Origin of the sequence: Arcobacter sp. YIC-80 (genome assembly GCF_044841725.1) — a bacterium.
GTDB lineage: Bacteria > Campylobacterota > Campylobacteria > Campylobacterales > Arcobacteraceae > Arcobacter_B.
The window spans coordinates 33042-53260 of sequence record NZ_JBJBSI010000002.1 but is presented as its reverse complement, the minus strand read 5'-3'; the positions used below and the strand labels follow the sequence as shown (position 1 = coordinate 53260).

General features: G+C 28.4%; 21 protein-coding genes. 3 read left to right on the top strand and 18 right to left on the bottom strand.

Features of this window, described 5'->3' with window-relative positions; genetic code table 11:
- Positions 1 to 13: 13 nt before the first annotated feature.
- Positions 14 to 802, bottom strand: a complete 789-nt coding sequence (locus tag ACH5BK_RS04270; protein WP_404304772.1) for an AraC family transcriptional regulator — start codon at positions 800 to 802, stop codon at positions 14 to 16.
- Between the two features lie 151 nt (positions 803 to 953).
- Between ACH5BK_RS04270 and ACH5BK_RS04265 the strand changes: the two genes are divergently transcribed.
- Both ACH5BK_RS04265 and ACH5BK_RS04260 read left to right on the top strand, forming a co-directional pair.
- Positions 954 to 2054, top strand: coding sequence for an aminotransferase class III-fold pyridoxal phosphate-dependent enzyme (locus tag ACH5BK_RS04265; RefSeq protein ID WP_404304770.1), 1101 nt, complete (start codon positions 954 to 956; stop codon positions 2052 to 2054).
- A complete protein-coding gene (locus tag ACH5BK_RS04260; protein ID WP_404304768.1) occupies positions 2047 to 2913 on the top strand; it encodes an EamA family transporter in 867 nt (288 codons plus the stop codon). The genes ACH5BK_RS04265 and ACH5BK_RS04260 overlap by 8 nt, the downstream gene beginning before the upstream one ends.
- A 183-nt stretch (positions 2914 to 3096) precedes the next feature.
- Here ACH5BK_RS04260 and ACH5BK_RS04255 read toward each other — a convergent pair whose 3' ends face one another.
- From ACH5BK_RS04255 to ACH5BK_RS04225, 7 genes are all read right to left on the bottom strand, one after another.
- Positions 3097 to 4140: an AbrB family transcriptional regulator gene (locus ACH5BK_RS04255; protein ID WP_404304766.1), complete on the bottom strand. Its 1044-nt coding sequence runs from the start codon at positions 4138 to 4140 to the stop codon at positions 3097 to 3099.
- Positions 4141 to 4339: 199 nt separating this feature from the next.
- Positions 4340 to 6499, bottom strand: a complete 2160-nt coding sequence (locus tag ACH5BK_RS04250) for a cache domain-containing protein (RefSeq protein WP_404304764.1) — start codon at positions 6497 to 6499, stop codon at positions 4340 to 4342.
- Complete coding sequence (locus ACH5BK_RS04245) at positions 6483 to 7169, bottom strand: response regulator (protein ID WP_404304762.1); 687 nt, start codon at positions 7167 to 7169, stop codon at positions 6483 to 6485. Before ACH5BK_RS04245 ends, ACH5BK_RS04250 begins: the two co-directional genes overlap by 17 nt.
- A gap of 25 nt (positions 7170 to 7194) precedes the next feature.
- The gene (locus tag ACH5BK_RS04240; RefSeq protein ID WP_404304760.1) at positions 7195 to 8712 is read right to left on the bottom strand and encodes a tripartite tricarboxylate transporter permease; all 1518 of its coding nucleotides are present in this window, start codon (positions 8710 to 8712) and stop codon (positions 7195 to 7197) included.
- Positions 8712 to 9197, bottom strand: a complete 486-nt coding sequence (locus tag ACH5BK_RS04235; RefSeq protein WP_404304758.1) for a tripartite tricarboxylate transporter TctB family protein — start codon at positions 9195 to 9197, stop codon at positions 8712 to 8714. The genes ACH5BK_RS04240 and ACH5BK_RS04235 overlap by 1 nt, the downstream gene beginning before the upstream one ends.
- Positions 9198 to 9238: 41 nt before the next feature.
- Complete coding sequence (locus tag ACH5BK_RS04230) at positions 9239 to 10210, bottom strand: tripartite tricarboxylate transporter substrate binding protein (protein WP_404304756.1); 972 nt, start codon at positions 10208 to 10210, stop codon at positions 9239 to 9241.
- Positions 10211 to 10298: 88 nt separating this feature from the next.
- Positions 10299 to 10643 (bottom strand): winged helix-turn-helix transcriptional regulator, encoded by a 345-nt coding sequence (locus tag ACH5BK_RS04225; protein ID WP_404304754.1) that lies wholly within the window; start codon positions 10641 to 10643, stop codon positions 10299 to 10301.
- A 102-nt stretch (positions 10644 to 10745) separates the two neighbouring features.
- On the opposite strand from ACH5BK_RS04225, the gene ACH5BK_RS04220 reads away from it, so the two are divergent.
- Positions 10746 to 11270: an NAD(P)H-dependent oxidoreductase gene (locus ACH5BK_RS04220; protein WP_404304752.1), complete on the top strand. Its 525-nt coding sequence runs from the start codon at positions 10746 to 10748 to the stop codon at positions 11268 to 11270.
- A gap of 151 nt (positions 11271 to 11421) precedes the next feature.
- Here the strand turns inward: ACH5BK_RS04220 and ACH5BK_RS04215 are convergent, their stop codons facing one another.
- From ACH5BK_RS04215 to ACH5BK_RS04170, 10 genes are all read right to left on the bottom strand, one after another.
- On the bottom strand, positions 11422 to 12378 hold the full coding sequence (locus ACH5BK_RS04215) for a thiamine pyrophosphate-dependent enzyme (protein ID WP_404304750.1): 957 nt from the start codon (positions 12376 to 12378) through the stop codon (positions 11422 to 11424).
- A 2-nt stretch (positions 12379 to 12380) separates the two neighbouring features.
- Entirely contained in the window at positions 12381 to 13616 is a 1236-nt protein-coding gene (locus ACH5BK_RS04210; protein WP_404304748.1) for a 2-oxoacid:ferredoxin oxidoreductase subunit alpha, read from the bottom strand.
- Positions 13616 to 14029, bottom strand: a complete 414-nt coding sequence (locus tag ACH5BK_RS04205; RefSeq protein WP_404304747.1) for a 4Fe-4S dicluster-binding protein — start codon at positions 14027 to 14029, stop codon at positions 13616 to 13618. Before ACH5BK_RS04205 ends, ACH5BK_RS04210 begins: the two co-directional genes overlap by 1 nt.
- Before the next feature lie 10 nt (positions 14030 to 14039).
- Positions 14040 to 14603: a pyruvate flavodoxin oxidoreductase subunit gamma gene (locus ACH5BK_RS04200; RefSeq protein WP_404304745.1), complete on the bottom strand. Its 564-nt coding sequence runs from the start codon at positions 14601 to 14603 to the stop codon at positions 14040 to 14042.
- Between the two features lie 385 nt (positions 14604 to 14988).
- Positions 14989 to 15648: an HAD family hydrolase gene (locus ACH5BK_RS04195; RefSeq protein ID WP_404304744.1), complete on the bottom strand. Its 660-nt coding sequence runs from the start codon at positions 15646 to 15648 to the stop codon at positions 14989 to 14991.
- A 6-nt stretch (positions 15649 to 15654) separates the two neighbouring features.
- Positions 15655 to 17175: a peptide-binding protein gene (locus ACH5BK_RS04190; protein ID WP_404304742.1), complete on the bottom strand. Its 1521-nt coding sequence runs from the start codon at positions 17173 to 17175 to the stop codon at positions 15655 to 15657.
- Positions 17176 to 17273: 98 nt separating this feature from the next.
- Positions 17274 to 17663, bottom strand: coding sequence for a 30S ribosomal protein S9 (rpsI, locus tag ACH5BK_RS04185; protein ID WP_404304740.1), 390 nt, complete (start codon positions 17661 to 17663; stop codon positions 17274 to 17276).
- Between the two features lie 5 nt (positions 17664 to 17668).
- Positions 17669 to 18088 carry a 50S ribosomal protein L13 gene (gene rplM, locus ACH5BK_RS04180; RefSeq protein ID WP_404304738.1) on the bottom strand — a complete coding sequence of 140 codons (420 nt, stop codon included), beginning with the start codon at positions 18086 to 18088 and terminating at the stop codon, positions 17669 to 17671.
- A 76-nt stretch (positions 18089 to 18164) separates the two neighbouring features.
- A complete protein-coding gene (locus ACH5BK_RS04175) occupies positions 18165 to 19541 on the bottom strand; it encodes an ATP-binding protein (protein WP_404304736.1) in 1377 nt (458 codons plus the stop codon).
- Complete coding sequence (locus ACH5BK_RS04170; RefSeq protein WP_404304734.1) at positions 19535 to 20209, bottom strand: response regulator transcription factor; 675 nt, start codon at positions 20207 to 20209, stop codon at positions 19535 to 19537. Before ACH5BK_RS04170 ends, ACH5BK_RS04175 begins: the two co-directional genes overlap by 7 nt.
- Between the last annotated feature and the right edge of the window lie 10 nt (positions 20210 to 20219).

Genomic DNA, 20219 nt, shown 5'->3' with positions numbered 1-20219 from the left:
AGAAGCTATATTATTAAAGTAAAAAAAAGTTTTCTTTTTTTTGTAATTGTTTAGGAGAATAACCATAAATTTTTCTAAAATTTTTTATAAAATGAGATTGATCTGTAAATCCTGTATTTAAACTTGCGATAGATAAACTTTCACCTTTTATAATTAATTCTTTTGCTCTATTTACCCGGCTCATAATAATATATTGATGAGGAGTTAGTCCTACATATTCTTTAAATACTCTAATAAAATGATATTTACTTAAATTTATATTTTCGACTAAATTATCCAATGATATTGTAAATTCTATACAATCGTGTATATATTCTAAAGTTCTTACTATTATTTTTTTTTCAACTGGAAAATTATCATTTCTTTTTCTATCACTTGTATAGTTTTTTACAATATATGATAATGTTTCAATTAAATTAATTTCAATATTCATAGTAGCACTTTTTATATAAACACTATTAAAAAGGTTCCATAATAGTTTATATAAAATCTCATCTTCTATAATATGTTCTGCAAATAGTGGAATTTTTCTTTCAAAGAATATTTGTTCATAAATATCTTCTAAAAGTGATATAGATGGATAAAAGTTTGTATATTTCCAACTTTTTGAGTTTCCATGGTGTATTTCATGAGGATTTATAATTCTTGTTGAGTATTTATAAGATACAGATGATTTATTTGAAGCAAATGATTTAAAAAAACCATCATGTGTAATTCCTATTGTATAAGTTGAGTGAAAATGTTTTTGGAATAGTCCATTTGAATCTAAGATATTTTCAAATACTGTATTTTTAACTATCATAAATATTATTCTATCATAATAAAAATAAATATTTAGTTTTTAAAGTAAAGAAACCGCAATTTTTTACTATTTTTAAAGTATGCATTCTTGTAATATTTCATGGCTTGCAAGTAAAAATATATAATTTATTATAAGTTAAGGATTGGAGAAAATGAAAAAAATTGCTGTTTTGACTAACGATTTGCAATATGAATTAGTAGAAAAGAATCAAGATAGAATAGATGCTGTTGAAAATGTAAAAAATGAATTTTGTGGACCTGCTGGAACAGATGCAACAGAAGCAGCAATTAAATTATTTAGAACTGCAACAAAAAGAAATCCAATCATTTCATTTCATGGAGCTTATCATGGTATGACAATGGGAGCTATTTCACTAACAGGGAATCTTGCAATCAAAAAAGAAATAGGTGTAAGTATGCCTGATGTTCATTTTTTCCCTTTTCCATACGAATTTAGAAACCCATATGGGAATTCTAATGGAAAAATAATTGAAACTTCGTTAAGTCATATTAAATCTACATTAATTGATCCCAATAGTGGTATTCTAAAACCTGCGGCAATTATAGTTGAAGCTATTCAAGGAGAAGGAGGATGTATACCTGCTCCTAATAAATGGTTGAAAGGATTGAAAAATATTTGTGAAGAACTAGATATTCCTTTAGTATTAGATGAAATACAATCTGGATTTGGTAGAACAGGAAAAATGTTTGCATTTGAACATGCTGATATTATACCAGATGCGGTTTTATTGTCTAAAGCTGTTGGTGGTGGTTTACCATTATCTTTACTTGTATATAATAAAAAATTCGATATTTGGAATACTGGTGCACATACAGGAACATTTAGAGGAAATCAATTAGCTATGGTAGCTGGTGCAGAATCACTTAATATGCTTTTAGAAGGAAATATTATTCAAGAAGTAAATCATAAAAGTTCTTTTATGATGAAAAGACTTAATAGTATGAAAGATAAATATCTAATTATTGGTGATGTAAGAGGAAAAGGATTAATGTTAGGAATCGAAATTATTAAACCTAATGAGAATGATTCATCAGGAAATCCTAAAGCTAATGGAGAACTTGCTAATGCTATTAAACACGAATGTTTTAAAAGGTCATTAATTTTAGAGAATGGTGGACGAGAAGGATGTGTATTAAGATTTTTGCCTGCACTTACTATTAGTATTGATTTATTAGATGAAAGTTTGTCGATATTAGAGGATGTTTTAAAAGAGATTAATTGTTATGAATAATAGGGATATATCTTTAGCAATACTTATTACATTTTTGTGGGCATTAAATTTTATTGTAATTAAAATTGGATTAGAGTCTTTTCCTCCATTACTATTTTCTGCATTAAGGTTTATCTTATGTGCAATTCCTTTAGTCTTTTTTATAGATAGAAAAGGTATGTCTTTTAAAACTATAATAGGTGTAGGTTTCTTTCTAGGGTTTATTAAATTTGGATTATTATTTGTTGGTATGCATTTAGGAATGACGGCAGCACTTTCTTCAGTTGTTTTACAAGTACAAACTTTTTTTACTGCGATATTAGCTTATTTTATTTTAAAACAGACACTGAGTTTGATTAAGATTAGTGGTATGATTATCGCATTTTTTGGTATAGCAGGAATGTTTGTTGATAGATTAAATAATACAGAAATAGGATTTTATTCTTTTTCATTAATTGTAATAGCAGGTTTTGCATGGGCAGTATCAAATATTATTACTAATAAGTCGGAGAAAGTTGAACCATTTTCATTAGTTATTTGGATGTCTTTAGTTCCACCTATTCCATTATTCATACTATCATATTTTTTCGAAACAAATCAAATAGTAGTTTTAATGAATATAGGATTTAAAGAGATAATAGTATTACTTTATACTTCAGGTATTTCTACACTATTTGGGTTTGCAATATGGTCACGATTAATAAAAGAAAATGGTGCATCACAAATTGCACCTTTTTCATTACTAGTTCCTGTATTTGGAGTAGCTCTTTCTTATATTTATGGTGAAACTCTTACATTAATTGAGATTATTTCTTCATTAGTTATGTTTATTGGATTAATAGTTTTTGTTATAGGTGAAAGATTTTTAAAAAATAAGTAAATAAATATTCTCATTTACAACAGATTGTAAGTGAGGATATTTATAACTAACTCTTTCAATACCTTCATCAGTAATATTTATTTCACTTCCTAAGAAACATCATCTGTATAAGTATAAAGGATTATAGTGCCTTTGTCTTTAAATTTATAGATATTTTAGAAGAGTTAAAGTGAATAAAGATATCTAATCCCTCAACCTCCTAGCAAAAATAGGTGCTATATTCATCACTATAAAAAGTCTTACTATATGGTGTAGGGTTATATAAGGTACATTTGCACCTACTAGTATTGCTATTAGGTTTAGTTCGGCTTGTCCTCCTGGGCTAAAAGCTAGGATTGTAGAGATTATAGGAAAACCAAAACTAAAGTAAGCGATACTTATAAAGATACTTGATATTAAAGCTAGTATGATAAAGTGTCCAAAAGTTCCTATTAGTGTTGAGATGATAGTCTTCATCCTTACACCTCTAAAAGTAAACCCTATGATTGTACCAAATACTACTTGTACAAACTTCAAAAACTCATCAGGTACTGTTGTTGTGATAACTCCTGTAGAGTGAACAGCTATACTTGCTATCATAGGGCCTATTAGAAAAGCAGCTGATAGTTTTATCTTTTTAGCTATTACTCCACCTGCAACACCTATAAAAACTAAAGCTAAAAACTCAGGGATATTTATAGAAGTGATTGGTTGTGTGATTAGTTTGTTTCCACTTATATCAACTTTGAAGATATACTGTATTACAAAAGGTAAACTAACAACTATAAAAAAAAGTCTTGATGATTGAACCAAAGTGATTTTTGAGATATTTGCTTTTATTTCTTCACCTATGATTACCATCTCTATTACGCCACCAGGCATAGAGCTTAGATAGGCAGTCTTTTTATCAAAACCTTGAAATCTATAATAGTAATACATCCCACAAAGTATAGTTAAAATAGTAAAAGGTATCACAAGAAGTAAACTATAAAAATATACATCAATATACTGCAATATCTCAGGAGTAAAAGCACTTCCTATAGTAAGACCTATAAGTATTCTAGCAGGAATTGAGAAAGGCTTAGGGCTTAGTATAGGAAGGTTTTCAAATCTTATAGCAATAGAAGAAGCAAAGATAGCTCCCAAAAGCCAAGGCAAAGGTAAACCCAAATAAATAAAAATAATAGAACCACAAACTCCAATACTCAATGCAAATAACATACGTAAGAAATTTTGTGAAGTAAACATATTGCTCCTATTTCATAAATGAAAGTATTATAGAAATTGTAGTAAATAAAAACTTCAATTCCCAAGAAGGAAGCAGGGTTTAGGAAAAAGTTTTTATATTCAATCACAGAATAGGTTGGAGGTATGGGCTTAAATACTTAATTATCTATAATACTCACAAAGCAATTATATATTAGAAAAATGTAAGAAAAATGAAATTCTAAATTTCTATACTAAAAATTGCTCCAAGTTGTGAGTTTTCAACTTCTATAACTCCATTCATTTTCTCTTCAATAATGAGTTTTGTCATATATAATCCAATCCCCGTTCCATAGTCAAACTTAGTAGTAAAGTAAGGATCAAATATTTTCTCTATAATCTCTTTATTTATTCCACCTGCATTATCTTCAATACATAGAGTATTTTTATCTTTCATATATATTTTTATCAAGGGTTCTTTTATTTTTCTCTCAATTAAAATATCTTTTGCATTTGAGATTATATTTATTATGGCTTGAGCATATTCATTTTTGTAGCCATTTATTTTAAGCTCTTGATCTATTTGTATTTGTATATTATGATAGTTTAAAGTTGAGTTTACTATTTTCACTGCATTTGTAATTGTTTCTTTTATATTAAACTCTTCTCTTATTGAGTTTGGATTGAAGAAATTTCTAAAATCATCAATTGTTCTTGACATATACTCAAGTATATCATTTGCTTCATCAACTCTCTTAGTAAGGTATTTTTTGTCAAGTTCTTTAAAGTCATAAGCTGATTCTATATCGAAGAAAAGTCCTGATATCTGAGATAGAGGCTGTCTCCATTGATGAGCGATATTACCTATCATTTCACCCATAGCAGCCATTTTTGATTTTTGTATTAGTAATTTTTCTTGTTTTAGTTTTTCTTCTTTTAATAATGTTCTTTCTGTAATATCACGAAGTGATGCGAAGATTAGTTTTTTATCTTCATACAAATACATCATGGCATTTAGTTCAATAGTTCTAAGTTTATTCTCTTTTGTGAATAATTTCACAGTTCTAAACAATGATTTCTCTGCAATAATATCATCAAGTGTTAAGTTCTCAAATAAGTTGAAAAAGTCTTGATATAAAATCTCTTTTGTTTCGTATCCTATAGTTTTTAAAGCTGTACTATTTAGACTTAGAATATTAGTAGAGCTTTTATTTACTTCTGAGATAATAAAGCCATCATTACTATAGTTAAAAAGTAGGGCGTATTTTTCTTCATTTTCTTTTACTGTTTTTTTATATTTATTAAAAAGAAATTCAATCTTTTTTGTAAATAATAGTGAAAAAATAAAAAATATAATAGTCATAATACTTATGATTATAAAAAGTTTGATGATGTTTTTATACATATTATCTAAAGATATAACTCTTTCTTTTTCTATTAAATTATATATTTGAGATAAATCAACTCCTACAGCTATAAAGTATCTAAGGTTTGTAAGAAAAGTTCCATAGAAAATTTTTTGTTTATTATCATAGATGAGGTAGTCGTTTCCTTTGTAGTTTGATTTTATCATTAGTTTCTCAACTGCTAGAAGCTCATCTTTTGAGGTTTGTATATTTTTTTCAATAAGTAAATTACTTTGAGTAGTGATATTATTTAAACTATTTAGTTTGTATATAAATAAAAACTCTTCTTCATTAAAGTTTTGAAGTATTATTTTTTTTAGAAGTTTTTCTTTTAATTCCTCTTTTCTACTCTCTAAAAAAGAAGCAGAACCTATGATAAGACCAAGTTCTTTTATATGTCTTGAGTAAGTGATTCTTTTGTTTGGTTTGTACCAAAAATATTCCACATAGTTTTGTTTATTTTGCTTTGCATTAATCATCTCATTTATAAACTTTACACCATTTATATCTTCAAAATCTAAAAAATTCACTCCTTCATTTCTTGGATTTTCAGTATTTAAAAGTAAATTTCCATTTATATCATAAATAAAATAGTGAATATCATTTTGTTTTTGAGCTATTTGTCTAATAGAAGAGATAATTAACTTTTTTTGTTCTTTTTTGGATAGGTTTTTTGAGTTTTCATAAAGAGAAATGGCAAGATTATGGGCAATAATTGATTGGTTTTTTATTCTTTGTTTTTTGCTATTTAAAATGGAAAGTCGTTCAAATTCAATATCATTTTTTAGATTTTCAATAGCTGTCTTTATATAAAATTTTTCTCTATGGATTATTGTATTCTTGAAGTTTTTTATATGATTCTTGAAGTTATTATATTCTGTTTTTATTAGATTTGATCCTATAATAGTAGCAACAAGTAGTATAATAATAGTAGAACTAAGAAGTGTTATTTTCTTTATTCTTTGTTCTACGTTTTTCTTATAGTTTTTTTTCAAGACTTAATTTATACCCCATATTTGATATATTTTTTATACAGTTAAAGGGAATCTTTTTTCTTAGAAAACCAATATTTGTACGAAGCGAATTTAAACTCATGGGTTCTTCTTCCCAAACATATTGTTCTATTTCTTTATAGTTTACAAGTCTATTTTTATTTAAAACTAAAAGTTTTAAAAAAAGTAGTTCTTTTTTTGTTAAATCAAGAACTTTCTCATCTACATAAAAAAGAGATGTTGTGTTATCAAAATAAAAATTTTTATCAAGATATATCTTTTTTTCTTTTGTTTTTTCTAATGTTTCAACTACTTTTGTAAGGACAGGAAGTAGGTTTCTACTTGTAAGTGGTTTGATTATATATTTCTCTAAATTAAGTTCAATAGCTTCAAGTAAATAGTCTTTATCACTAAAGGCTGTTGAAATTATAATCTTTGTGTCTTTATCTGTTTGTCTTATTTTTTTTGCTAGCTCTAAACCATTTAATTTTGGCATGTTTATATCTGTTAGAATTATATCAGGTTGATGTTTTTCGTATAATTCTAATCCTTCTTTTCCATCACACGCTTCATAAAGTTTATAAAACATACGATTTAAGAATCTTGAATTTATAGTTCTTACACCTTCATCATCTTCAATATATAGTATTGTATAATCTTTAAAGTTTTCCATGATAAATCCATATAAAAAAGAAGCATTACGCTTCTTTTCTCTTTTCTTTCATTTTAGCAAAAAACTCACTAATTAGTGGCATAAATAAAATTAGAACAGTAATTATCAAAATACTTAAAGTAATAGGTCTTTCCCATAAGAATGACAATGAACCATCACTTATCGTAAGTGCACGTCTTAGATTATCTTCCATCATTCCACCTAAGATAAATCCTAAAATCATTGGAGCCATAGGATAATCAATAAGTCTTAAAAACAATGCAACAACAGCAAAGATAGTCATCATATAAATATCAAAGTTGTTAAATGTCACTAAGTAAACTCCAATCAATGAGAAGAATATAATAAGTGGTAACAACAGCTGTCTTGGCAATGTTAATAACTTAGCAATATAAGGAATTAATGGTAGATTTAAAATCAAAAGAACAATATTCCCAATATACATAGAGATAATTACTGACCAAAATAGAGCAGGATTATCCACATACATTGTAGGTCCTGGCTGAATTCCATAAGAAATTAATGCACCTAAAATAATAGCAGTTGTTCCAGACCCTGGAATACCAAGAGTTAATAATGGTACAAAGGAACCTGAACAGGCTGCATTATTTGCACTCTCTGGGGCTGCTAAACCTTTTACATTTCCTTTTCCAAAAGTAAGTTTTTCTTTTGCTTTTGCAAAACTTCTTTCCATTCCATAAGCTAAAAAAGAAGCAATAGTAGCACCTGCACCTGGAAGAACTCCAACAAAAAAACCAAGAACAGAAGATCTTCCAACAGTTGGAACCATCTCCTTAACTTCTGATTTTGTAAGTTTTAATGAACCTATATCTTTTTTAAGTTCTTCTTTTTCTTTATCACTAGGTTCTTTATTTTCAAGTACATTCATAAGTGCTTCTGATAAAGCAAAGGCTGCCATAGCTAAAAGCAAAAATGAAATACCATCAATTAAATCTAATCTACCAAAAGTAAATCTAGCAATACCTGAATCACTATCTGTTCCAACAGTTGCCAACATAAGACCAAATATTGTCATAATGGCAGCTTTTAAAAACTTCCCTTTACCAGCAAAGGCAGCAACGGCAGTTAAACCTAATATCATTAAAGCAAAGTAGTCAGATGATTGGAAACTTAAACTTACACTTGCTAGTGCTGGTGCTGCAATTAGCAAAAATACAGCAGCAATTGTTCCACCTGTAAAAGAAGCATAAGCGGCAATTGCTAAAGCTTTACCTGCTTGACCTTTTTTAGCCATTGGATAACCATCAAATGAACTAGCAACAGTTCCTGCAACACCTGGGGCATTGATTAGAATTGATGAAGTTGAACCTCCAAAAATAGCACCATAATAAACACCAGCAATTAAGATAAGTCCAGAAGCTGGATCCATACCATAAGTTATTGGAATCATAAGTGCAATAGCTGAAATAGGCCCAAGTCCTGGAAGCATACCAATAAATGTACCAGCAAAACAACCAACAGCAACCATAAATATATTGTAGCCTGAAAGAGCAGTACTTACCCCTTGAAATATACCATCCATCATGATTCACCTCCTGCTAAACTATCAAAAATCATTCCGGGGTCTATATATACACCTAAAAGATTATTTAGAATTATGTAAAACCCTACAGATACACCCACTGAGATTAAAAAAATTCTTTTTAAATTTTTCTCTTTTAGTATAAAAAAACCAATTGCTAAGAAGATAATCGTAGCTAAGATAAAACCTAAGGTTCTAATAGTAAAGCCATAGAAAATCATTGCTACTATAAATAAAGTAGTTGTTTTAAAGTCTAAAGTTTTAAGATAAGATAATGATAATGCATCTTCATCTTTTTTTACTATTGAAAAAATCAAGATAATACCTGAAATAACAATACCTGAAATTCCTATATAAAAAGGAAAAGTAGATGCTGTCATTACTTCAAACTGTGAACCTGGCATTTTTTTTATATTAAATACATTAAAAAAATAAAAACAAGAAAAACCTAAAAAGAATATTGAACCAATAATATTTTTTGTCATAATAAATCCTTTGTCAAAGTAGAGAATTTTCTCTACTTATCCTATAAAAATCCCATTTCTTTCATAAGAGAAGAGATGATTTTTTCTTGTTTTTCTAAAAATGTATTAAACTCTTCTTTTGGTTGATAAAGATTTGTCCAACCATTTCTTTTTCTTACATCTTCCCACTCTTTAGTATCATACATTTTTCCTAAAGTAGCAGCGAATGCATCAACTTTTTCTTGTGGTAAATTTGGCGCAGCAAAAAAACCTCTCCAATTAGCAAAGTAAGCATCTACTCCCATTCCCTTAAAGCTTGGTATTCCTTCAATATCTTTATTTGAAGTAATACCAATAATTCTTACTTCTCCTTTTTTGTGTTTTTCTAAAACTTCCCCAAGTCCAGTTGATAATACATCAACTTCACCTGTTAACAGTCCTGCTAAAGCTTTTCCACCTGCATCATAAGCTACATATCTTACACTAGTTGGGTTTCCTCCTGCTGCTTTAAATATTTGTGCAGCAACTAAGTGATCCATAGAACCTCTTGAACTTCCACCTGCAATTTTTACTTTTCTTGGATTTTTATCGAATGCAGTTTTTACATCTGCCCATGTTTTATACTTAGAATCAGTTTTAACAACTAAAGCACCATAATCAGCAACAACTGATGAAACTAAAGTTAAATCTCTAAAAGATTGAGGGAAAACACCTTGAAGTGATCGAATTACAATAGGAGTAGAGTTAACCATTAAGGTATTTTTTTGTTTTTTAGCAGTTTCTATTAAATAAGCAATGGCTTTACCACCTCCACCACCAGACATATTTTCAAATGATGTTTCTTTCACTAATCCAGATTTTTTAAGTGCCTCTCCCACACCTCTAGCAGTTCCATCCCAACCACCACCAGCTCCACCTGGAATTAAGAAATGTACTTTTTCAACATTATTAGCGAAAGTTGATGAGGCAGAACCTGCAACTAGTAAACCTACAATTGTTAAACTTTTACAAAATTTTGTAGCTATATTTTTCATTTTTCTATCCTTTTGTTTATATATTTTAAGTTTAGGTAAAAAAAATGTAAGAAAAATAAAAAAGATTTAGAATTTAAAAAATCTAGCTTTATCTATATTGACATAATTCTGGTTTTTGAGTTGAACCCCATTCACACATTGCATCTAAGATTGGAATTAGTGTTTTTCCTCTTTTACTTAAACTATATTCAACTTTTGGAGGAATAACTGGATATTCTTTTCTTTTTATAAGATCACATTCTTCTAGTTCTTTTAATTGAGAACTTAACATTTTATAAGTGATTGAACCAATTTTTCTTTGTAATTCGTTGTATCTTATTACTTTGTATTCATCTAATAAATATAAAATTACCATTTTCCATTTTCCTGAAATTAAAGATAAAGTATATCCAAAAGGTGTGTCTATTAGGGGTTTGAAGTCAGTTTTTTTCATTTAGTGCTTTCCTTTTTGATAGTATATTACATAAAAGTACATACTTACATTATATTCATATTTTAACTACAATTCTATAAATCTAATAAAAAAGGAACAGAAATGAAAAAAATTTTAATAAACTTGGTTCATCCAAATATTGAAGAGTCAGTTGTAAATAAAAAGTTGTTAAGTAGTGTTGAAAATATACCAAATGTGACTGTAAATAATTTATATAGTAAATATCCAGATTTTAAAATAGATGTTAAGCTTGAGCAAAAACTGCTTTTAGAAAATGATATTATTCTTTTTCAATTTCCTATGTATTGGTTTAGTTCACCCTCACTTTTAAAAGAATGGTTTGATAGAGTACTAGAGCCTGGGTTTGCTCATGCTAGAACTTATATGTTAGAAAACAAATCTCTTGCTATTGCTATTAGTTGTGGAGGTGCAAAAGAAGCATTTTGTGAAACAGGTAAAGATAAAAAATATGTTGAGGAGTTTTTATTTCCTTTTGAAATCACTGCTAATTATGTAAAAATGAATTATCTAAAACCTTATATAACTTATAATACAGAAACTGTTTTAAGTGAAGAGACTCTTGATATTTATGGAAAAGATTATATAAAATATATAAAAGCTTTGTAGTTTAATATATAAACCCTATACCCATGGAAGGAAGCTAAATAGGGTAAGGGTTTATATTATTTCATGTTAGTATTAAGTCAATATTGTAATAATATTTATGTTTTATGCTGCCCTAGAAAAAAGGAGCCTTCCTAGAGCAAGCATAGAAAAATTACATTCTAATTTCTTCTCTTTTTTGTAAGAATGCCCATCTTTCGTCAATTCTTTTTTGCCATTCTTCAATTAAATATTCATTTTCTGGTTTGAATAAGTGTTTGAATCTTGGTTGTGCACCTAAGTAATCTCTTACTGGTACAATATTTTTTGGTCTGTAAGTGATGTTTAATTCTCTACCATCAATAATTTCATATAATGGGAAAACTAATGAATCAACTGCTAAATCAGATACTTCAATAGTTTGGTTTGGTGCGAATTTCCACTCAGTAGTACAAGCAGACATTGCATTGATAAATACAGGACCTTCTGTATCAAATCCTCTTTGGATTTTTTTAACCATATCTTTCCATTTATTTGGAGCAACTTGTGCAACATAAGGAGCACCATGAGCTGCCATAATAGATACGATATCTTTCTTTTGTCTTCTTTCACCATAAGAGTGAGATCCAGCAGGAGCTGTTGTTGTTGAAGAACCAATAGGAGTTGAAGATGATCTTTGACCACCTGTATTTGCATATACTTCATTATCTAAACAAACGTACATGAAATCATGTCCTCTTTCAAAACAACCAGAAATCCATTGGAAACCAATATCATAAGTAGAACCATCACCACCAAATGTTACAAACTTTGGTTGTGGCTCATCTGCTGCAATTCTACCTTTATTTCTTAAGGCTTTGTTCATAGTTTCAACACCTGCCATTGCAGTTGAAGAGTTTTCAAATCCAATATGAATCCAAGAACAGTCCCATGAAGTATGAGGATAAATTGCTGTACAAACTTCTAAACATCCAGTAGAAGCAGATACAACTAAGTTATCATTAGTTGCATTTAAAACTTCTCTTACGATAATAGAGTGAGCACAACCAGGACATAAAAGGTGTGAACCTTCAAATCTCTCTGCTGCTGTTGAAAATGTTTTTAAGTTTTTAATTACTTTTTGTGTACTCATATTTATTTTCCTTCCACATTGTAGAAGCTTAATTCAGGACCTCTAACACCAATTAATCTTTGGATATTACCTGATAATTTACCATCTTTTGCTTCTTTATCTAATGTTCTAAAGATATCTTTTAATCCTGCAACTGTCATATCTCTACCACCTAATCCATAGATTAAGTTAGACATTAAAGGTCTTGCAGGTGTATTGAATAATGCACCAGAAACTTCGTTGTATAATGCACCAACAGTTCCACCAGGAGCAGATCTATCCATACAAGCTACAGCTTTAACCTTTTGTAACTCATGTGCTACTTCTTCTAATGGGAAAGGTCTAAATAATCTAGGTGCAACAACACCAGCATTAATACCTTCTTCTTTTAATTGATCAATAGCAAGCATAGCAGTTTCATAAGTTGAACCTAAACATACGATAGCTACTTCTGCATCTTCCATTCCATAAGATTCAACTAGTTTATATTCTCTACCAGTTAATTCTTTGAATTCAGCAAAAATTTCTTTTACTACATCTTTTGATGCCATTAATGCAGCGTGTTGTTTAGCTTTATGCTCAAAGTGCCAATCTTGTTCAGTTTGTACACCATGTGTTACAGGTTTGTCAAAATCTAATAATGCATTTACTTTAGTGTATTCACCAACAAATTTCGCAGCAACTTCGTCTTTTAAAGGAGTCACATTTTGTGCAGTATGTGAAGTCATAAATCCATCTTGATTAGATATTACTGGTAATCTAACAGCTGGATGCTCAGAAATTTTAAATGACATTAAAGTCATATCATAAGCTTGTTGTGGGTTAAATGCGTCAATTGATACCCATCCTGAATCTCTTGTTAAGTAAAGGTCAGAGTGATCTCCATTTACGTTAAGAGGTGCAGCTAAAGCTCTATTTACAAGACATAATACAACTGGAATTCTCATACCTGATGCTTGGTATAAAGTTTCAATCATAAGTGCTAAACCTTGAGAAGAAGTTGCAGTAGCAACTCTACCACCAGCAGCTCCAGCACCGATACATCCTGACATTGCAGCATGCTCAGACTCAGTCATAATAACTTCACCATCAATATATCCGTTTGCATGGAACATTGCATAGTTTTCTACTGTTGCAGTTGAAGGAGTAATAGGATAAGCAGCAACTACATCAACGTCGGCTTGTCTAAGAGCCTGAGAGTTTGCCATGTTACCATCCCAAACTTCTACCTCGTTTAATTCCATTTCTCTACTATTCATTACTTTTCACCTCTTTTCTTCTTTTCTGGCCATTTAGCAAGTGCATCTTCAACAGTTTCATATTCGTTGAACATTAATAAAGATTTTGGATTAGTAGGACATACACTTACACATAGACCACATCCTTTACAGTGTTCGTAATCAACACCTTTCATCTCTTTATTTCTAGCAATAATTGAAGTATCCGGACAGAATACCCAACAGTTTTGACAATCAATACATGTTTCAGAGTTCCAAACTGGTTTAATAATTCTCCAGTCTCCTACTGACATACTTTTTGAACTTGTCTCAGAATAATTTCTTTCTTCTGGTTGAATATCAGCAATGTTATAATCAACATCACCTTCGAATGTATATAAAGCAGCACCTGGTACTAGCTCATCCCATCCCATTTCATTAATTGGTTTACTCATATTTTATCCTTTAGTGAACTTCGTCGTAAGCTCTTTGGATTGCAACCATATTAGCATCAATAATATTTTGAGGTAATTTTTTTAATACCCCTTGCATTGCCTCTTTAAAGAACTCTAATTCATACATTCCGCTAACTTTCATAAATGCACCAAGCATTGGTGTATTTGGAATAGCTCTACCAATAGTATCTCTAGCTATTTGTAGACAGTCTAAAATGTATACTCTGTCTTCAATCCCTTGTAATTCAGGAACTGAGTCTATTAACTCTTGTTTGCTAAGGTGTGTAGTAATAATATATTTTGTAGTATCTTTACCATTAGCAGTAAAATCATCAGTAAATGCTAATCCTGGATCTAGTATAAATACAAAATCAGGACTCATAAATTTTTCATGATTTAAAATAACTTTATCATCAATTCTATTGTAGGCAGTCATTGACGCACCTCTTTTTGCTGAACCATAAAAAGCGAAAGCTTGAACTTCTTTTCCAGATTGTGCAACAATAGAACCAAGTCCTTTTGCTCCAGTAACAGCACCTTGACCTGCACGGCTATGCCATCTAATTTCTAACATAGTGGCTCCTTAATTATTAAATTTGACTTAAAAAATTTAATTAGTCTTAACTATTATACATACTTTTAACTTAGAATGTACTTTCATTAAGTTTTTTAAGTGTAGATATGTAACTTTTCTTAACACAATTAAATTAATTAATCACTAGTATTTTATAAGAAAAAAGTTTTTTAAAATAATAAAAACAATCTTATTTAATTAGTTTACTAAGAAATAAAGTCTTAATTTATGGTGTTTACTAATAAATTTTTAATTATTATTAATTCACATATTTACTATAGGGTTTGTGTCTTAAAAATATATAGGAAGCTGTTATTAATATCAAAAAATAAGTTTAGATTAAGCTTTTTTATTTAAGAAATTGAGTCTCTTAGAGCAAAAAGTTTTAAATTTTTTGCTCTTTTATAAATTTTACAGCTTCATAAGCATTATTTTGAATTTTATCTGTATAAAGTAGTAATTCTTCTTTTTTTCCATAGCCACATAAAACTCCAATACTATTTACCTTTGCTTCTTTTGCAGCAATTAAATCAAGTTTTGTATCACCTATCATCCATACATCATGTTTATCTTTGTCATAATTCATTTGTTTTAATGTTATATCAATAGGTTCTGGATGTGGCTTTGGATTTTGTACATTTTCTCTTCCTGTAACTATCTCAAAGTGCTTGTCTATATTTAAGTTTTCTAAAAGAGGCATTGTATACATTCTTGTTTTTGTTGTAACCACTGAAAGTCTTGCATAAGATGAAGCATATTGTACTGCTTCAATTGCATTTTCTAAAAGGTATGTCTGCTCTTTTGAAATTTTTCTATATTGGTTTTTGTATGAATCTACAAAATTCCATTTTTTACTATCTTCAACTCCTAAATTTACATACATTACATCAAGGGGGTATCCAATAAGGTTTTTAATATCTTCTGTTGTTCCTTTAAATTCAAAGTTTAATTCTTTAAATGAGTGATAAAAACATGAAACAATTGCATCTGTTGAGTCTATTAGTGTTCCGTCTAAATCAAATAGTATTATTGTATCTTTATTCATTTATATTTATTCCTTTATCCAATCTTTTTGATTATATGTTATACCTAAAAAAGCAGGTTTAATATTTTTTATATCTTTATTTACAACAGTAATAGAATTTGGTATATATAAAAATACATAAGGCAAGTCTTCTGCTATTTTTTTATAAATTTTTTTATAAATAGTACTTAACTTTTCTCTATTTACAGTATTAGCACCTTTTTCTATTAGTTCATCAACTTCTTTATTTCTGTATCCTACAAGATTAAATCCTCCAAGCTTATCTGAATCACTATGCCATAAAGGGTAAGCATCAGGCATTAAAGCAAGACTCCAAGCAAGTAATATAGCTTCAAAGTTTCTTGGATTTACAGCAGTATTTAAAAATGCTTGCCATTCCATCACTCTGATTTTCATTTTTATACCAGCTTTTGCTAACTGATATTGAAGTATTTGAGCAGCATTTACTCTTATGTCATTACCTGTATTTGTAATAATTTCAAAAGTAAAAGGATTATTTTTATTAAACCCAAGTGATTTTAAAATTTTTTTTGCTTTTAAAATATTTGTTTTTGTAGTTTTAACTTTATCATTGTATGCAAAACTTCCTGGTAAGAAAGGTCCATTAGCAACTTTAGCATGACCAAAAAAGAGAATGTCAATTAATTCTTGTTTATCAATTGCTAGTGCAATTGCTTCTCTAACTTTTTTGTTTTTAAATTTCTCATTTCTTAAATTAAAACCAAGATATGCATAACCAAAACTTTGTTTTTCAATAATTCTATAATTTTCTTTAAATGTTTCATTTATTTGTCTATCAACTTGCATAGGAGTCAATCCTCCTAAATCAAGCTTTTTTTGTTTTAAAAATAAAAAAGATGTATTGGGATCTGGTAAAAACTTAAAATTTATTTCATCGATTTTAGGACGACCATCAAAATAATCATCATTAGCATATATCTTGATATCAGAACCTGTTTTAAAACCGTCTATTTTATATGGACCCGTACCAATTGGTTTTTTATTAAAATCACTTGTCATTAAATTTTTTTCATCTTTTAAAATATGATAAGGAAGAATTCCAACCATCCAAGTCTCTAAAGCTTTAAAATAAGGTTTTTTATAAATCACTTCAATCGTATATTCATCTAAAGCTTTTACACTTTCTACAAGTTTAAAGTTAGATTTTATTGAGTTAAAGACTTTTGGGGAAATTATTTGTTCATAAGTAAAAATTACATCTTTTGAAGTAAACTTTTTTTTATCATGCCATAACACATTTTTTCTTAGTTTTATAAGAAGTTTTGTAGGGCTTATGAACTTATAAGACTTTGCTAAAGCAACTGTTGGATTACCATTTTTATCATATTTAAATAAACCATTGAAAAGCCAACTAGATACTTCTGTACTTGCTGTATCATTTGATAGAATAGGATTTAATCTACTAGGACTTGAACTAATAGACATATTTAGAGTACTAGCAAAAACAGTACTTACTAATATTGATAAAACAATTAAAATTTTGATTAGTGGTTTTATATTTTTCATAAGGTATTGTAGTAAAATTGACATAAAAAAAAAGGAAGCAATTTCTTGCTTCCTTTTTGATTTTTGTAAAAACAAAGTATATAAAGATAAAATAGTGATTATCTTTTTGAGAATTGACCGCTTTTTCTTGCTTTTCTTCTTCCGTATTTCTTTCTTTCTACTGCTCTTGCGTCTCTTGTTAATAATCCGTAAGGCTTTAAGATAGTTCTGAATTGCTCATCATAAGCAACTAAAGCTCTTGAAATTCCGTGTCTAATAGCATCAGCTTGTGCAGAGTAACCACCACCTAAAGATTTAACTACGATGTTTACAGAAGTTTCTTGTTTAGATACTTCTAATGGTTGCATAACTCTTTTTTTAATTGCTTCGTGTCCACCTAACCATGTGTCTAAAGATTGACCATTGATTGTAAGTTGACCGTTACCATTTTCTAGCCATACTTTAGCTACAGCTGTTTTTCTTCTTCCTGTTGCGTAAACTTTTGCCATTAGTCTTATCCTTTAATTTGCGCAGTGTGAGGGTGTTCTGAACCTGCGTATACTTTTAATTTTTTTAACATTGCTTTACCTAAAGTAGTTTTTGGTAACATACCTCTAGTTGCAAGTTTATATAACTTCTCAGGGTTATTAATTAACATATCAGACATTTTATGAGTCTTAGTAGAACCAAAGTATCCTGAGTGAGTGAAGTAATTCTTGTCTTCTAATTTAGCACCTGTAAATTTTGCTTTAGATGCGTTAATGATTACAACGTAATCTCCACAATCAACATGTGGTGTAAAGCAAGGTTTATTTTTACCTCTTAAGATAGTTGCAACTTCAGTAATGATTCTACCAAAAACCTTACCTTCTGCGTCTACTACTATCCAATCTCTTTCGATTTCGTTAGCTTTTGCCATTTGAGTAAATTTCATTTATTTTCTCCGCTTTTATTAATGAGGTGGAATAATAGTGTAGTGATACTTAAAAAATACTTAAATTAAGTAAATTTTAAAATTTTATTGAAAATTCAGAACCTTTATTGTGAATTGATTCTATTTCAAGTTTAAAATTGTGTAAATTTAATATGGCTTGAACTATAAATAAACCTAGACCTAAAGAGTTATTCCAACCATTTTTAGAGACTCTGTAGAATTTTTGTTTAATATTTTCTAAGTCTAATTCTTCTATTCCTATTCCACTATCAATTATTCTTATTTCATCACTATTTATCTTTACAATTACTTTATCTTCTGAATATTTTAAAGCATTTTCTATAAGGTTTGAAATAGCCATACTAATTAATGTAGAATCAACTTTTAACTGTATATCTTCTCCTATTAATTCAATCTCTCTATTTTTATAGTTATCTTGTAAATCAGAAATAATTTCTTTAATTAAGACTTTCATAGAAGTAGGAAGTAGTATTATCTCTTGTTTTCCTTCTTCAAGTTTAAGTGTCAATCTTAATTTATCAATTATATTTGACATTTTTAAGGAGTTTGAATGTATTTTTGCTAAAAACTTATTTTTTATACTTTGGGGCATTGCATCATCATTTAAAATAGTTTCACTATATCCAGAAATGATAGCAATGGGATTTTTAAATTCATGGGACAAGGCAGATATAATTTCGTCTTTTTGTCTATTTGCTATTTTTAATTTTGCATTTTGTTTAGCTTTTTGTTTCTCTTTTTTCTTTAATTTTATAGCAACTTTATTTAGAATTTTTGTGATTTTATGAAATTCCAAAGTAAAATTTGATTCTAATTCAGGAGTTGTTTTCTTAGAAGCAAGCTGAGTTAAAAAATCTAAAATATTTTCAGTTTCATCTTTGATTTTTAAACTAATAAAATAAGAAGCAAGAAATGCAATAATTATAAAAAAACTAATAAATGCAAAAATTTGAAGTGATAATTTCATAAAATTGTCTGTAATATTATCTGTGTAGTCAGACATTCTAATAAAATATATTTTTTTATTGATAGTAACTTTTTTTGCTATGTAAAGTAGTTCTTTGTGCATTGTAGTAGAATATCTTATAACTTTTCCAATTCCAAAATCTTTAGCTTCCAAAATCTCTTTTCTATTTGCATGATTTTCTAATAACTCTTTATTTTTGTCACTTTCAGCTATTACATTTCCTTTTTCATCAACTATAGTAATTCTAAGATCAATTTGTGAATGTAAGTCTTTGATAATATTATCTACATTATCTAAATCATTTAATACAATAGATAAGGTATCAATATTTTGAATTAAATTTTTTTCAATTTGATCTAAATAGATATTTTTAGACCAAAAATAAGTAACTATACTTAAACTAATTAGAATTGCTATAAAAATAAGACTAAAGGTTCTTAAAAAAAGTTGATGTATTTTTAACAAAAAATGTAACCTTCCCCTCTGATTGATTTAATATAGTTTTTTTCTCCATCAGGATCAATCTTTGCTTTTAGTCTTTTTACTGCAACATTCACAGTTTTCATTTTTTTATCAAGGGAATCTTCCCAAACAGAATTTAGTAAATGCTCTCTTGTCATCAAAATATCTTTATTTTTTATAAACTCTAAAAGTAAATCATGTTCTAAGTGTGTTAATTCTAACTCTATATTATCAATAAAAAATTTTTTATTAGAAGCTTTATAGACAATATCTCTTATTTTTAAGATATCAATGTCTTTAGTTGATCTTTTTATTACAGCTTTTATTCTTGCTATTAATTCTTTAATATTAAAAGGTTTTGTAATATAATCATCAGCATGAGATTCAAATCCTTCAAGAATATCTTCATCCTTGTCTTTTGCAGTAACATAAATAACTGGATTATTATAACCTTTTTTTCTAATTTCATCTATAAAGTGTGTACCTTCGCAACCAGGAAGGTTTCTATCCATCAAAATTAAATCTATTTTTTCTTCATCAAAGATTTTTTCTAAGTTTTTATCAACATTTAAAAAGCCAATTGTTTCAAAACCTTCTTTTTGAAGTGTATATTCTAAAAGTTCTAATATATCTTCTTCATCTTCTACTATTAATATTGTTTTGTCTTCCATTTTATCTCTT

What these genes read in the sequence shown, in the direction of transcription:
- ACH5BK_RS04230 (WP_404304756.1), bottom strand. Translation starts at nt 10,210, where the DNA reads ATGAAAAATATAGCTACAAAATTTTGTAAAAGTTTAACAATTGTAGGT.
- ACH5BK_RS04190 (WP_404304742.1), bottom strand. Translation starts at nt 17,175, where the DNA reads ATGAAAAATATAAAACCACTAATCAAAATTTTAATTGTTTTATCAATA.
- ACH5BK_RS04235 (WP_404304758.1), bottom strand. Translation starts at nt 9,197, where the DNA reads ATGACAAAAAATATTATTGGTTCAATATTCTTTTTAGGTTTTTCTTGT.
- ACH5BK_RS04225 (WP_404304754.1), bottom strand. Translation starts at nt 10,643, where the DNA reads ATGAAAAAAACTGACTTCAAACCCCTAATAGACACACCTTTTGGATAT.
- ACH5BK_RS04195 (WP_404304744.1), bottom strand. Translation starts at nt 15,648, where the DNA reads ATGAATAAAGATACAATAATACTATTTGATTTAGACGGAACACTAATA.
- ACH5BK_RS04210 (WP_404304748.1), bottom strand. Translation starts at nt 13,616, where the DNA reads ATGAATAGTAGAGAAATGGAATTAAACGAGGTAGAAGTTTGGGATGGT.
- ACH5BK_RS04205 (WP_404304747.1), bottom strand. Translation starts at nt 14,029, where the DNA reads ATGAGTAAACCAATTAATGAAATGGGATGGGATGAGCTAGTACCAGGT.
- ACH5BK_RS04260 (WP_404304768.1), top strand. Translation starts at nt 2,047, where the DNA reads ATGAATAATAGGGATATATCTTTAGCAATACTTATTACATTTTTGTGG.
- rpsI (WP_404304740.1), bottom strand. Translation starts at nt 17,663, where the DNA reads ATGGCAAAAGTTTACGCAACAGGAAGAAGAAAAACAGCTGTAGCTAAA.
- ACH5BK_RS04270 (WP_404304772.1), bottom strand. Translation starts at nt 802, where the DNA reads ATGATAGTTAAAAATACAGTATTTGAAAATATCTTAGATTCAAATGGA.
- ACH5BK_RS04170 (WP_404304734.1), bottom strand. Translation starts at nt 20,209, where the DNA reads ATGGAAGACAAAACAATATTAATAGTAGAAGATGAAGAAGATATATTA.
- ACH5BK_RS04245 (WP_404304762.1), bottom strand. Translation starts at nt 7,169, where the DNA reads ATGGAAAACTTTAAAGATTATACAATACTATATATTGAAGATGATGAA.
- rplM (WP_404304738.1), bottom strand. Translation starts at nt 18,088, where the DNA reads ATGAAATTTACTCAAATGGCAAAAGCTAACGAAATCGAAAGAGATTGG.
- ACH5BK_RS04200 (WP_404304745.1), bottom strand. Translation starts at nt 14,603, where the DNA reads ATGTTAGAAATTAGATGGCATAGCCGTGCAGGTCAAGGTGCTGTTACT.
- ACH5BK_RS04220 (WP_404304752.1), top strand. Translation starts at nt 10,746, where the DNA reads ATGAAAAAAATTTTAATAAACTTGGTTCATCCAAATATTGAAGAGTCA.
- ACH5BK_RS04240 (WP_404304760.1), bottom strand. Translation starts at nt 8,712, where the DNA reads ATGGATGGTATATTTCAAGGGGTAAGTACTGCTCTTTCAGGCTACAAT.
- ACH5BK_RS04255 (WP_404304766.1), bottom strand. Translation starts at nt 4,140, where the DNA reads ATGTTTACTTCACAAAATTTCTTACGTATGTTATTTGCATTGAGTATT.
- ACH5BK_RS04215 (WP_404304750.1), bottom strand. Translation starts at nt 12,378, where the DNA reads ATGAGTACACAAAAAGTAATTAAAAACTTAAAAACATTTTCAACAGCA.
- ACH5BK_RS04265 (WP_404304770.1), top strand. Translation starts at nt 954, where the DNA reads ATGAAAAAAATTGCTGTTTTGACTAACGATTTGCAATATGAATTAGTA.